Here is a 13,090-nt window from a genome sequence, read left to right on the forward strand (position 1 = left end):
GGGGTCATCAATGGCAAAGATGCCATGATGACCCAAAGCGGGAGAGCTTGCGCCCTGCACGCCTCAAAGCCTCACACCCGGACCTTTCCGTCGCCCGTGAGCATGGACAGCTCCACAAAACGCGGCTTGCCCGCCTGCGCACGGAAAGCGATGGGAAAGCCCGCAACCTGCTGGCCATTCATCGCCTCCAGTGCCGTCACCAGGCCATCGCGCTGCAGGCGACCTGCGGCAGAGGCAGATTTCAGCGCTTCGCTCACGACACGGGCAGCCAGATAGCCTTCCATGCTGGAGTAATCGGGCTGCAGCGAAGCGCCTCCTTTCTGCAGCGCGGCCTGAAACTCACGCGCCAGTGGATTCGAGGTCTTGAAGGGCGAGGGCACGACCTGGGTGACGACCACGCCCTCGGCCTCCTTGCCAAGGGCCTGCGCCAGTGCAGAAGTTCCCACGAACGACACGTTGTAGAACTGACCGCCATAGCCTGCCTGGCGTGCCGCTCGCACAAAGGCAGCGCTGGCCGCATAGGTGCCGACCTGCACGATGACATCGGCACCCAGCGGCACCAGAGTCTTGACGGCCTTGGCCACATCCTGGGAGTTGCGCTCCACCGTCGCGGCCCCCACGGGTTTGAGGCCATGGCCTTGCAGCGCCTGCATCACTCCTTCGAGACCTGACTGACCATAGGCGTCGTTCTGATGAAACACCGCGATCTTCTTGAGGCCCAAAGAAACCAGCTGTCTGACCATGAGCGCAGTTTCATCGGCATAGGAGGCGCGCAGATTGAAGACCGTCTGGGCCAGCTTGGGATCGCGCAGGCCGGCGCCCCCCGTCAGTGGAGCAATCAGCGGCAGCTTGGCCTTCTGCAGCAAAGGCAGTGACGCCATGCTGGTGGGCGTGCCCAGATAGCCAAACAAGGCCATCACATCATCGGCAATGAATTTCTGGGTATTGGCCACGCAGCGCTCTGGCTCATAGCCATCGTCCAGCGTGCGCAGCTCCACCTGGCGGCGGCCGATGCCGCCCTGGGCATTGAGCTGATCGAAATACAGCTTGGCGCCCTGCACAAACTGCATACCCAGCTGCGCTGAAGGACCGCTCAGCGCACAGGACTGCCCAAGCACAATGGGCCCGCTCGAATCCTGGGCATGACTTGCGCCGATCCAGCTCCCGGCTGCCACAGCTGCGCCAGCAGTCATGAATTGACGACGATTCCACTCCACTCGCTTGTACTGCATTGCTCTCGATCTCTCTACGGGCTACTCATTGCTACGGGCTGGATCGGCCCGTTTCTGGGGTCTTGCATCTCAGGTTTCTTGACATGGATGCGCGCCGCATAATAGGCCCACAAAACGGTCTTCAGCCGCAAACCGGTCCAGATTTTTCGAGCCCACGACATGCCTCATATCGTTCAAGTACGCGGCGCCTGCCCGCATGACTGCCCGGACACCTGTGCTCTGGTCACCACGGTGATCGATGGCACGGCCACCAAGGTGCAAGGCAATGCAGAGCACGCTCACACGGGCGGCGTGCTCTGCGCCAAGGTCAGCAAGTACACCGAGCGCACCTACCACGCCGGGCGAGTACTGCAGCCGCTCAAGCGCAGCGGCCCCAAAGGCAGCGGCCAGTTCACCCCCGTGAGCTGGGAAGAAGCCCTGAGCGATATTGCCCAGCGCCTGCACGGGATTGCCCGACGCGCGCCCGAAGCCATACTGCCCTACAGCTATGCCGGCACCATGGGACTGGTGCAGAGCGAGAGCATGGACCGACGTTTTTTTCACCAGTTGGGCTCCAGCCTGCTGGATCGCACCATCTGCGCCAGTGCCGGCAGCGAGGCGCTGACCGCTACCTATGGCGGCAAGCTGGGCATGCGTGTGGAGTTCTTTGCCGAAAGCAAGCTGATCCTGATCTGGGGCAGCAACAGCATTGCCAGCAATCTTCATTTCTGGCGCTATGCACAGGAAGCCAAGCGCCAGGGCGCCAAGCTGATCTGCATAGACCCGCGCAAGAGCGAGACCGCCGACAAATGCCAGGAACACCTGCAACTGCTGCCCGGCACTGATGCGGCACTGGCATTGGCGCTGATGCACGAGCTGATCGTGCACGACTGGCTGGACCACGACTACATCGCCCAACACACCCTCGGCTGGGAGGCACTCAGGGCCAGAGCATTGCAATGGCCACCCGAACGCGCGGCCAGTGTCTGTGGCCTGAGCGTGGAACAGATTCAGTCCCTGGCACGTGATTACGGCACGACCAGACCAGCGGCCATTCGCCTCAATTACGGTATGCAGCGGGCGCGCGGCGGCGGCAATGCCGTGCGCGCCGTGGCCTGTCTGCCGGCTCTTGTCGGCGCCTGGCGCCACCGCGCTGGCGGGCTGCTGCTGTCCGCCTCGGGGGTCTCGCCGTTCAAGCGCGCAGATCTGCAAATGCCCCAGCTGCTGGGCGAGCGTCGCCCACGCACGCTGAACATGAGCCAGATTGGCGATGTGCTGCTGCATGAGGGCGATACCGGCTTCGGCCCCAAGGTGGAAGCCGTCGTGGTCTATAACAGCAATCCCGTGGCGGTGGCGCCAGAGTCGGCCAAGGTGGCTGCGGGCTTTGCGCGCGAAGATCTGTTCACCGTGGTGCTTGAGCATTTCTTGACCGACACCGCAGACCATGCCGATTATGTGCTGCCCGCCACCACGCAGCTAGAGCATTGGGACGTCCACGGCAGCTACGGCCATACCGATGTGCTGCTGAATCGCCCCGCGATCGAGCCCCAGGGCCAGGCACGCAGCAACGCGCAGATCTTTCGCGATCTGGCCATGCATATGGCCTGGCTGGACCCCGCTTTTGCTGCGGCATGTTTCTCGGAGTCCGACGAAGCTCTATGCCGCGCAGCAGTTACACATACTGCGATTGATTTCGAAGACCTTCTGCAACGGGGCTTTGCCCATATTCCGCTGCCCGATGCGCCATTTGCCGAAGGTGGCTTTGCCACGCCTTCGGGCAAATGCGAATTCGACAACCCAGCCCTGGCGCGGCTGGGCATCAACACCCTGCCCGACTACCTGCCCAATTACGAGCCGCCCACGGCCGCCTACCCGCTGGCCATGATCTCGCCGCCGGCACGCAACTTCCTCAACAGCAGCTTTGCTAATGTAGCCAGTCTGTCCCGCATGGAAGAGCGCCCGCTGCTGGAGATGCACCCCGATGACGCAGCTGCGCGCGGCATTGCCGACGGTGACCGGTTACGCGTCTTCAACCAGCGCGGCGAGCATGTCTGCCACGCCGCCGTCAACGGCCGCGCTCGCGCCGGCGTGGTGGTGGGCCTGGGCATCTGGTGGCGCAAGCAGGGAGCCAACGGAACGAATGTGAACGAGCTGACGCATCAGCAGCTCACCGATATTGGCCGGGCGCCCTGCTTCTACGACTGCGCGGTACAGGTGGAAAAGTTCAAGGAGTTGTCAGCCTGACGCGGCTGCATTGTGGTTGACCATGAGCAGGGCCACGGCGCGAGCAACCATAATGCAGACACTCAATGAATATGCGGCCGGGGTCTGAGCCTGTCAGAGCACACAGGTACAGCGCAGAGCCGCCCTGCTCTCGCGACATCATCTGTGAAGAAATCTCTCCCCTGGCACCGCCGGCTTGCGCCTAACCGGCTTGATTTGCGTCGACTGATACTGGCCCTGACCATCTGCAGCGCGCTGATCCCGTTTCTCAACACCTTCTATGCCGGCTATCTTGTGCAGCGCCAGCAGCTGATAGACAACACGCTCGAAGGTCACCATGCCTATGCGACCAAGCTGGCGCAGAGCACGGATGATTTTCTGCAGTCCGCCCTGCAGCAGCTGGAATACAGCGCCAATCTGATGGGCGCGCACATGGATGACGTGGACTATCTGGCCAAGGAGGCCACACGTCTGCGCCTGCAAACCAAGAGCTTCAACTCCGTCACCATCATCGACCCCACAGGCTATGTGCTGGCGACATCGCCCGAAACCCTGCAGATCAAGGGCAAGACGCTGCAAAGCGCCGGAGTGACACAGACATTGAGCACTCGCGGGCCCGTCATCAGCCAGCCCTATATGTCCACGGCCGGCAACTACATCGTCTTTGTCTCTCAGCCCATTTTCGACCCTCAGGGCGAATTCCTGGGAGCGGTAGGCGGCAGCATCTACCTCAAGGAAGACAGCATCCTCGACACCCTGCTGGGCTCGCACTTCTACCAGGATGGCACCTATGTCTATGTGGTGGACCAGAACAAGCACATCATCTATCACCCCGACAACCGCCGTATCGGCGATCAGGTGATCAACAACGATGTCATCAACGCCGTGATCCGAGGCGAGTCGGGTACGGCGCCAGTCGTCAACAGCAAGGGAGTGGAAATGCTGGCCGGCTATGCCGTCATCCATGCCTCGGGATGGGGCATTGTGGCCCAGCGCCCCAAGGCGGCCACGCTGGCCCCGCTCAACAAGCTGATGCGCTCCGTGCTCTACAAGACCCTGCCCATCGCCCTGCTGATGCTGGTGGTCATCTGGTGGAGCGCGCGCCGCATTGCCAGCCCGCTGCGCCAGCTCGCCAATGGCGCTCACGATATGGACAAGCCCGAGACGGCGCAGAACATCCAGGCCGTCAAGTCCTGGTACTTCGAGTCCTACGAACTCAAGAAAGCCATGCTCAAGGGCCTGGGCCTGCTGCAACGCAATATCACCAAGCTGCGCGAGGACGTGAACACCGATCCGTTGACCGGGCTGGGCAATCGCCGCCATCTGGAGGCAGCCATCAGCGCCTTTCAGACGCAAGCGCTGCCGTTCTCGGTGATTGCCATCGACATCGACCACTTCAAGCATATCAACGACGGTTTTGGCCACGATACAGGCGACGAGGTACTCAGACAGCTCGCACGCACCATGCGCGAGGTCTCGCGTGTCGATGACCTGCCCTGCCGCGTGGGTGGCGAGGAGTTTCTGCTGCTGCTGCCCGGCACAGGGCTGGAGGCCGCCGCCCATGCCGCCGAGCGCCTGCGTCAGCTGGTCGAGAAAATGGAGATACCGCCCGTGGGCCATATCACCATCTCGCTGGGCGTGGCCCACTGGCCCGACAGCGATCCCGATATCAAGGCCGTCTTCCAGCAGGCCGATGCCATGCTCTATGCCGCCAAGCGGGGTGGACGCAATCGTGTCATGGTCAGTAAGGCCAGCGAGCCTCCCAGCGAGCTCTGAGCCCGGCAGCACCGTAGTTCCGCTCCCACACTCAAGGCGTATCCGCTGTCACAGCCGATACGCTTTTTTTGCAGCTTATTGTGTGACTCCGTTGCACCAATTTGGCCATTGACGCTTCAAATTAGTGAGCATGCACCATAAGCGTTAAAAGGATTGAGCGCAAATTGATCTGAATTCCATAACAAGTAACTGATTTCATTGAACTAATGCCTTGAGCCCTCTGACCTGGCACAGCTCTTGCTGAAAACCCTTGCCCCGCAACCCCGGATGGACAGCGGAATACACAACAGCAAAGGAATTTCAGATGCCAGAGCCAAGCAAGCATGTCAGTCGCAGACAACTGCTCTCGATGATCGGAAAGGTCGCGGGCGGCAGTGCCATGTACCAAGCCATGAGTTCACTGGGCTACGCCGCCGAGTCGCATTACAGCGGTCCGGTCAAGCTCGGCAACGCCAGACCTGGCGCGTCGGTTCTGGTGCTGGGCGCGGGCCTGGCAGGCATGGTGGCAGCCCACGAGTTGCGCGCGGCAGGCTACAAGGTGCAGTTGCTTGAATACCAGAGTCGCGCCGGCGGCCGCTGCTGGACGCTGCGCGGCGGCGATGAGTTCATCGAACTCGACGGTACACGCCAGAAAGTGGGCTTTGCCAAGGGCAACTACTTCAACCCCGGCCCCTGGCGCGTGCCCTACCACCACCATGCGATGCTGGACTACTACAAGCGCTTCGGCATCAAGCTCGAGGCCTTCAACCAGGTCAACTACAACGCCTATCTGCACAACAGCAAGGCCCTGGCTGGCAAGCCCCAGCGCTTTCGCCATGTGCAGACCGATGTCTACGGTCATGTGGCCGAGCTGCTGTCCAAGGCTACCAATCAGGGCGCGCTGGACCAGAGCGTCAGCCGGGAAGACAAGGAACGCCTGCTGGAGAGCCTCAAGGCCTGGGGCGTGCTGGACAAGGAGTACCGCTACCGCGCCAGCAATGCGGTCAGCGATTTCCGTGGCTACGACATCGACCCCGGCGGCGGCCTGATGGCGCAGGCCAAACCGTCGACGCCCATGGGCCTGCACGAGCTGCTCGAATCCAATTTGTGGCGCCAGATGGGCGTTGGTAATATCTACGAATTCCACAGCGCCATCTTCCAGCCCGAAGGCGGCATGGACATGCTGGCCCAGGCCATGGCGCGCGATCTGGGCTCGGCCATACGCTACAACGCCAAGGTCACCAAGATCGCCCAGAACGACAAGGGCGTGACCGTGGACTATGTGGACGCCCTCAAGCCCGGCGCCACACTGCAGGCCCGCGCCGACTGGTGCGTGTGCACGATTCCGCTGTCCATCCTGAGCCAGATCGAAGTGCAGGCCAGCAGCGCCATGCAAAACGCGATTGCTGCCGTGCCCTATGGCAGCTCCATGAAGGTCGGTCTGGAGTTCAAGCGCCGCTTCTGGGAAGAGGACGAGCGCATCTACGGCGGCATCAGCTACACCGATCTGCCGATTCAGCAGATCTCCTACCCCTCCACCGGCTATATGGGCAACGGCCCCGCCGTGCTGCTGGGCGCCTATGCCTTCGAGAACTCCAACAGCTACCGCTTCTCCTCGCTCAAGCCGGCCGAGCGCATTCGTCTGGCGCTGGAGTACGGCGCGCAGATTCATCCGCAGTACAAGCAGGAGTTCCTCAACGGTGTGTCGGTAGCCTGGCATCGCATGCCCTGGATCAACGGCTGCTTCGGCAACTGGACCGATGCGCTGCGCGAGCAGCACTACAAGGATCTGGCCCAGATCGACGGTCGCCTGGTGCTCGCGGGCGAGCATGTCTCGTACATCCCCGCCTGGCAGGAAGGTGCCGTGCTGTCTTCGCTGGACGCCATCCAGCGTCTGCACGCCAAGGCCTCCAGCCTCTGATCGCCCATGTCTGCAACAAGGAACTTCACCATGCACACATTGCACCGTCTTTGCTCCGCTTTCGCCCTGGCCCTGGGTCTCTCCGGCGCCGTCCTGGCCCAATCACAGGGCATGAAAACCCAGGATGTGAAAAACCTGCAAACGCTGCAGTCTGCCGCCGTTCTTTCCATCTCGCCCGCCGATACCCAGGCGCTGATGCAGAACTTCTCTGCGGTCCGTCCACGCTTCAGCCAGAGCGGCGGAGAGACCCTGTACCAGGCCATCTGCCAGGGATGCCACATGGTCAAGGGCGAAGGCGCCAAGGGCGCCGGCTTCTACCCCGCGCTGGCCTCCAACCCCAAGCTGGCAGCCGCCGCCTACCCGGCCTCGGTCGTCATGAACGGCCTGCACGGCATGCCGTCCTTTGCCAGCAAGCTGTCCGACGAGCAGATTGCCGACGTCGTGAACTATGTGCGCAGCAACTTCGGCAATCAGTACCCGGACAAGCTGTCTGCCGCCGACGTCAAACCCTTTCGCGTCACCCCATAAATCCATTCAGGAGATCACATGAACGTTCCATCCATCTTCAAGACCGCCACCACTGCCGCCCTGCTGGGCGCTGCAGTCCTGCTCACCGGCTGCGCAGCCACCACCTCCGGCGGTGGCGATATCCTGCGTTACAAGACACCGGGCTCGACCTTCCCCATCGCCGCAGCCGTGGAAATTCCCACCGATGCCCGCACCGTCTACCTCTCGGGCAAGGTGCCGCCCGTGGTGGACAAATCCAAGCCCGCCACTGATCCTGCTGCCTATGGCGGCGACACTGAAGGCCAGACCGTGGCCATCCTCAAGGGCTTGGAAGAGCAGCTCAAGAGCATGAATCTCGGCATGAGCGATGTGGTGAAGATGCAGGTCTTCCTGGTGGCCGACCCCGCCAAGGGCAACAAGATGGACTTTGCCGGCTTCATGCGTGGCTACACCCAGTTCTTTGGCACGACTGCCCAGCCCAACCTGCCCGCACGCTCGGCCTTCCAGATTGCAGCCCTGGCCAACCCGGCCTGGTATGTGGAAATCGAGGTCGTGGCAGTGCGTGCCGCCAAGCCCGCCAAGTAAGTGATGCACCGACCTCTGCTCCAGCCCCTGGGAAAATAAACTGGGTCGCATTCATCGCCTGCCCCGTCAGCGATGAATGCCGATTCCAGCGCCGCTCAGTGGGCGGGAGAACCCGTTCCCTGCTGGGCGCTGCGCGCATCCAGGGCCAGGAAATGGTGAACCACGGGCCTGTCCGGCCCCTGGTGGTAGCGCAAAGCGGCGGCCTGCAGATCGGCATCGGCCTTGGACACACGACCATGCTGGCGCAAGTGCTCAGCCCAGGATTCAACCAGGAACCACTCAATCACTCGACCGGGCTCGCCGGTGTGTTCGGCCACGCCCCAGGCATAAGCCCCATCGCGACGGCGCTCCTGGGCCACTTGCTGCATGGCCTGGAAAAAAGCGGCCAAATCTTCGTGGGCAATGCGGTATTCGATCTGAATCATGACCGGGCCACGATCATGAGCCACGGGTTCTGCCAGCAGGGGCTCGGGCCAGTGGTTGGACGGTTGCAGATCCGCCTCACCAGCTGGCAGCTTGACGCGGTGAAAGACCAGGGACACCAGCACCAGACCCAGGGCCCCGATCAGCAGCGTGACCGGCAGGCCCAACTGCCCGGCAATCAGGCCCCAGCCCAGGCTGCCCAGGGCCATGGCACCGTTGAATACCATCAGGTAGATGGCAAGACCCCGGCCGCGCACCCAGTTGGGCAGCACCGCCTGGGCCACGCCGTTGAGCGTGGTCAGCGCAACAATCCAGCCCAGGCCCAGCACCAGCATCAGCGCCACGGCAGCCCACTGGGGCGGCGCAAGGGTCAGCATGCCCATGACCGAGGCCGTAACCACAGAAGCCAGCAACACCAGACCGTCGGTATCGAGACGCTTGCGTAGCTTGGGCAGCAGCACGGCGCCCAGGATGGCTCCGGCGCCCACAGCGCCCAGCATCACGCCATAAAAGCCGGCCGTGCCGCCCAGCATGCGCCGCGCCACCAGGGGCAGCAGGGCCCAGACCGAGCTGGCGAACAGGAAAAACACAGCGGCGCGCAGCAACACCACATGCAGCTCGCGGCTGGCACGGGCATAGCGCACACCGGCCCGGAAGGCGCCGAAGAACTGCTCGTTGAGCGCCGAGGCCTCGGCCTTGGGTCGCTTCCACCAGATGAGGGCGGCGATCACGAACACATAGCTCAGCACATCAAGGCCGTAGGCCGCCGCGGCGCCGAAGCTGGCCAGCAGCAGGCCGCCGGCGGCCGGGCCGATGGCACGGGCGATGTTGATGCCCAGGGAGTTCAGGGCCACGGCGCTCTTGAGTTCGCTGCGCGGCACCAGCTCGGGCACGATGGACTGCCAGGTCGGTCCCATGAGGGCGGCGCCAATGCCACCCACAAAGGTCAGAGCCACCAGGTATTCCACCGTGAGGGTGTTGGTCTGGGCAAGCACCAGCAACGTGCCGCTGACGGCGCCCAGCAACACCTGCACGCCGATGAGGAAACGACGGCGGTCCAGGATGTCGGACAGCACGCCGGCCGGGATGGCCAGCAGAAAGACTGGCAGCGTGGCCGCCGTCTGGATCAGGGCCACGGCCGTGGGGCTGGACGAGAGCTCGGTCACCATCCAGGCGCTGGCCACATCGCGCATGAAGCTGCCGATATTGCCCAGCACCGTGGCGGCCCACAGCACTGCAAAGACGGGAATGGCCAGGGGCGCGAAGCTGCCCGAGGCGGTTTTTTGGTTATCCGGCATGGGAGTCTCCTAGATCGTGCCAGGCGACGAGCAACATGCCGCCGACCAGGCCCCAATGTTCAAAAAATGCGTTCGCTGTGCGCTGGCGTTCAGCCTGCGGCGCAGCCCAGAAACGGTCGGCCAGAAAGGCCGCGATGACGGTGAAGGCCGCCAGCGCCAGGGCGCCTGCCCAGCGGTACCAGCCCGACACGATCAGCGCCGAGGCACCGAGCTGCAGCGCGATGGTGGCCACCGCGATGGGCGCGGCCGGCGCCAGGCCGAACTGGCGCATCTCGGCGACCGCGCCGCGGAAGTCGCGGACCTTGTCCACGCCGCCCTGCAGGAAGGCGGCACACAGGCACAGCAGGGCCAGCGACTGCACCCAGGGTGCGGTGGCGGCGGCGTGCAGCGCGTTGCCCATGTCACACCGCCCAGCAGGCGCAGCCCAGGGCGCCCCAGAAGCCCTTGAGATCGGCCACGGGCAGCTTGCTGCTCCAGGCCGTGGCGTGGGAATGGCCGTGCATGTTGCAGCTGTTGGCGCAGCCGCAGTTTGCTGCCGCGTTGCGCATCACGGCCTGCAGCGGCGCGCCTTCCTGCACACCCCAGGCGCCATAGCCCTTGAAGGTGCGCACGGGCGACCAGTCGGGCATGGCCAGGGGCGGGTCCGACTCATCGAGGTCGGCGAAGGCACCAGCGCCGTAGACCACCTTGCCGCCCACCACGGTGAGCAGGGCCGAGGTGTCGGCGATGTCGGACTCGGGGCAGGCGAAGAAATCGCGATCAGGAACGATGAGGTCGGCCAACTGGCCCACCTGGATGCGGCCCTTCTTGCCCTGTTCGTTGCTGAACCAGGTGACGTTTTCGGTCCACATGCGCAAGGCCTGGTCGCGGGTGAGGCAATTGCGCTGAGGCGTGAGCTGCAGGCCGCCCACGGTCTTGCCCGTGACGAGCCAGGAGAGCGAGACCCAGGGGTTGTAGCTGGCGACGCGGGTGGCGTCGGTGCCGGCAGACACGTTCACGCCTTTTTCCAGCATGCGCTTGACAGGCGGTGTGGCTTCGGCCGCAGCCGCGCCGTAGCGCTCGACGAAATACTCTCCCTGGTAGGCCATGCGGTGCTGCACGGCCACGCCGCCGCCCAGGGCCGCGATGCGGTCGATGGACTTCTCGGAGATGGTTTCGGCGTGGTCGAAGAACCAGTTCAGACCGGCCAGGGGAATGTCTTCATTGACCTTCTCGAACACATCGAGCGCGCGATCGATGGTCTCGTCGTAGGTGGCGTGCATGCGCCAGGGCCAGCGGTTCTGGGCGAGGATGCGCACCACCTCTTCGAGCTCACCCTCCATGCCTGGCGCCAGCTCGGGCTGGGGCTGACGGAAGTCCTCGAAGTCGGCGGCCGAGAACACCAGCATCTCGCCTGCTCCGTTGTGGCGAAAGTAGTCCGTGCCCTGCTTGTACTGCGAGGTGGCGGTCCAGCGCAGAAAGTCATCCTTCTCTTCCTTGGGCTTTTGCGTGAACAGGTTGTAGGCCAGGCGGATGGTGAGCTGGTCGGCATCGGCCAACTCCTGGATCACGTCGTAATCGTCGGGATAGTTCTGCATGCCGCCGCCAGCGTCGATGGCCCCGGTCACGCCCAGCCGGTTGAGTTCGCGCATGAAGTGGCGTGTCGAGTTGAGCTGGTAGTCGCGCGGCAGCTTGGGGCCCTTGGCCAGCGTGGCATAGAGGATGGACGCATTGGGCTTAGCCAGCAGCAGGCCCGTGGGGTTGCCGGCGCTGTCGCGCAGGATCTGGCCACCGGGGGGCTCGGGCGTGTCCTTGGTGTAGCCCACGGCGCGCAGGGCAGCGGCGTTGAGCAGGGCACGGTCATACAGGTGCAGAATGAAGACCGGGGTGTCGGGTGCCACGGCATTGAGCTCGGCCAGCGTGGGCAGGCGCTTTTCCACGAACTGGTGCTCGCTGAAGCCGCCCACCACACGCACCCACTGGGGCGCAGGGGTCACGTCCACCTGGGCCTTGAGCATGGCCATGGCATCGGCCAGGCTCTTCACGCCGTCCCAGCGCAGCTCCATGTTGAAGTTCAGACCGCCGCGGATCAGGTGCAGGTGGTTGTCGATGAGCCCGGGCAGCGCACTGCGCCCGCCCAGATCGATGCGCCTGGTCTGCGGGCCGGCCAGGGGCAGGACCTCGCGGTCGCTGCCGACGGCGCTGAAGCGGCCCTGGCTCACGGCCACTGCCGTGGCCGTGGGCTTGCTGCGGTCCAGGGTGGTGAAGCGGCCGTTGAACAGGATCAGGTCGGGGGTGGTGGGCTGGGTCATGGTGTGCCTAGGGGAAGTCAGCAACGCAAAAAAGGGAGGAAAGTCCGGCGAGAGCGCAAAAAAGAAGACTGGGGCCGAGGACCGCAGCCGTACTTCCGTACGGCAAGGGCCACAGGCGCAGGATACGGCCGCGCAGCAGGCCCCTGTCGCTTTTTTTAGCCTTCGTGGGCGCCGAACATGGTCTTGGCGTAGGTGATGCCGATGCCGTAGCCGCCGCCCAGCTTCTTGGCGATGCCCGTGGTCATGTCATAGGTTTCGGTGCGGGCCCAGTCGCGCTGCATTTCCAGCAGGTATTGCAACGACGTGATGGGCTGGGCTCCGGCCTGCACCATGCGGTCCATGGCACGGTTGTGCGCTTCGGTGGAGATGTCGCCACAGGCATCGGCGATCACATAGACTTCAAAGCCCTGGTCCAGGGCCGACAGGGCAGGGCCGACGATGCACACGCTGGTCCACAGGCCGGCCAGCACGATGCGGGGCTTGCCGATCTCGTTGACCTTGTTGATCACGGCCTGGTCTTCCCAGGTGTTCATGGAGGTGCGGTCCAGCAGGGCCTGGCCGGGGAAAGGCGCGGTCACTTCCTCGAACATGGGGCCGGAGAAGCTTTTTTCGGCCACGGTGGTCAGGATGGTGGAGGCACCGAAGCCGGCTGCGGCCGAAGCAACCAGGGCCGCGTTGGAGCGCAGTTGCACGGGATCGATGGAGTGCGTGGCAAAAGCCATCTGCGACTGGAAGTCGATCATGATCAGCGTGTGGTCATGGGGGTTGAGCAGCTTGGCACCGGGCTTGGCGACGGCGACAGGACGGGCGATGGAGGCATTGGCGTTGGTCATGGTGAAACTCCTGGGTAAAAGGTGAGAGAGAGGCTGCGGGAAA

At 63.8% G+C, this 13,090-nt stretch carries 10 protein-coding genes; 5 read left to right on the forward strand and 5 right to left on the reverse strand.

What is annotated here, in order from left to right:
- Nucleotides 1-71: 71 nt before the first annotated feature.
- The gene (locus AAIL67_RS11405; RefSeq protein ID WP_063663672.1) at nt 72-1,232 is read right to left on the reverse strand and encodes an ABC transporter substrate-binding protein; all 1,161 of its coding nucleotides are present in this window, start codon (nt 1,230-1,232) and stop codon (nt 72-74) included.
- 159 nt (nt 1,233-1,391) lie between these two features.
- Here AAIL67_RS11405 and AAIL67_RS11410 point away from each other — a divergent pair, with 159 nt between their 5' ends.
- From AAIL67_RS11410 to AAIL67_RS11430, 5 genes are all read left to right on the forward strand, one after another.
- Nucleotides 1,392-3,455, forward strand: a complete 2,064-nt coding sequence (locus AAIL67_RS11410) for a molybdopterin oxidoreductase family protein (RefSeq protein WP_224649061.1) — start codon at nt 1,392-1,394, stop codon at nt 3,453-3,455.
- 195 nt (nt 3,456-3,650) lie between these two features.
- Complete coding sequence (locus AAIL67_RS11415; protein ID WP_253232619.1) at nt 3,651-5,210, forward strand: sensor domain-containing diguanylate cyclase; 1,560 nt, start codon at nt 3,651-3,653, stop codon at nt 5,208-5,210.
- Nucleotides 5,211-5,514: 304 nt separating this feature from the next.
- The gene (locus AAIL67_RS11420; protein ID WP_063663667.1) at nt 5,515-7,110 is read left to right on the forward strand and encodes a flavin monoamine oxidase family protein; all 1,596 of its coding nucleotides are present in this window, start codon (nt 5,515-5,517) and stop codon (nt 7,108-7,110) included.
- A gap of 30 nt (nt 7,111-7,140) precedes the next feature.
- On the forward strand, nt 7,141-7,638 hold the full coding sequence (locus AAIL67_RS11425) for a c-type cytochrome (protein ID WP_034354874.1): 498 nt from the start codon (nt 7,141-7,143) through the stop codon (nt 7,636-7,638).
- Between the two features lie 18 nt (nt 7,639-7,656).
- A complete protein-coding gene (locus tag AAIL67_RS11430; RefSeq protein ID WP_082877363.1) occupies nt 7,657-8,202 on the forward strand; it encodes a RidA family protein in 546 nt (181 codons plus the stop codon).
- A 95-nt stretch (nt 8,203-8,297) separates the two neighbouring features.
- On the opposite strand, the gene AAIL67_RS11435 is transcribed toward AAIL67_RS11430, so the two are convergent.
- The 4 genes from AAIL67_RS11435 to AAIL67_RS11450 all read right to left on the reverse strand — a co-directional run bounded on the left by AAIL67_RS11435 (nt 8,298) and on the right by AAIL67_RS11450 (nt 13,047).
- Nucleotides 8,298-9,923: an MFS transporter gene (locus AAIL67_RS11435; protein WP_224649064.1), complete on the reverse strand. Its 1,626-nt coding sequence runs from the start codon at nt 9,921-9,923 to the stop codon at nt 8,298-8,300.
- Entirely contained in the window at nt 9,913-10,323 is a 411-nt protein-coding gene (locus AAIL67_RS11440; RefSeq protein ID WP_063663663.1) for a DoxX family protein, read from the reverse strand. The genes AAIL67_RS11435 and AAIL67_RS11440 overlap by 11 nt, the downstream gene beginning before the upstream one ends.
- Before the next feature lies 1 nt (nt 10,324).
- Complete coding sequence (locus AAIL67_RS11445) at nt 10,325-12,214, reverse strand: amidohydrolase (protein ID WP_224649065.1); 1,890 nt, start codon at nt 12,212-12,214, stop codon at nt 10,325-10,327.
- Nucleotides 12,215-12,369: 155 nt separating this feature from the next.
- Nucleotides 12,370-13,047, reverse strand: a complete 678-nt coding sequence (locus tag AAIL67_RS11450) for an isochorismatase family protein (RefSeq protein ID WP_224649066.1) — start codon at nt 13,045-13,047, stop codon at nt 12,370-12,372.
- Nucleotides 13,048-13,090 lie beyond the last annotated feature (43 nt).

The sequence above is a fragment of the Comamonas sp. A7-5 genome, assembly GCF_039581385.1.
GTDB lineage: Bacteria > Pseudomonadota > Gammaproteobacteria > Burkholderiales > Burkholderiaceae_C > Comamonas > Comamonas thiooxydans.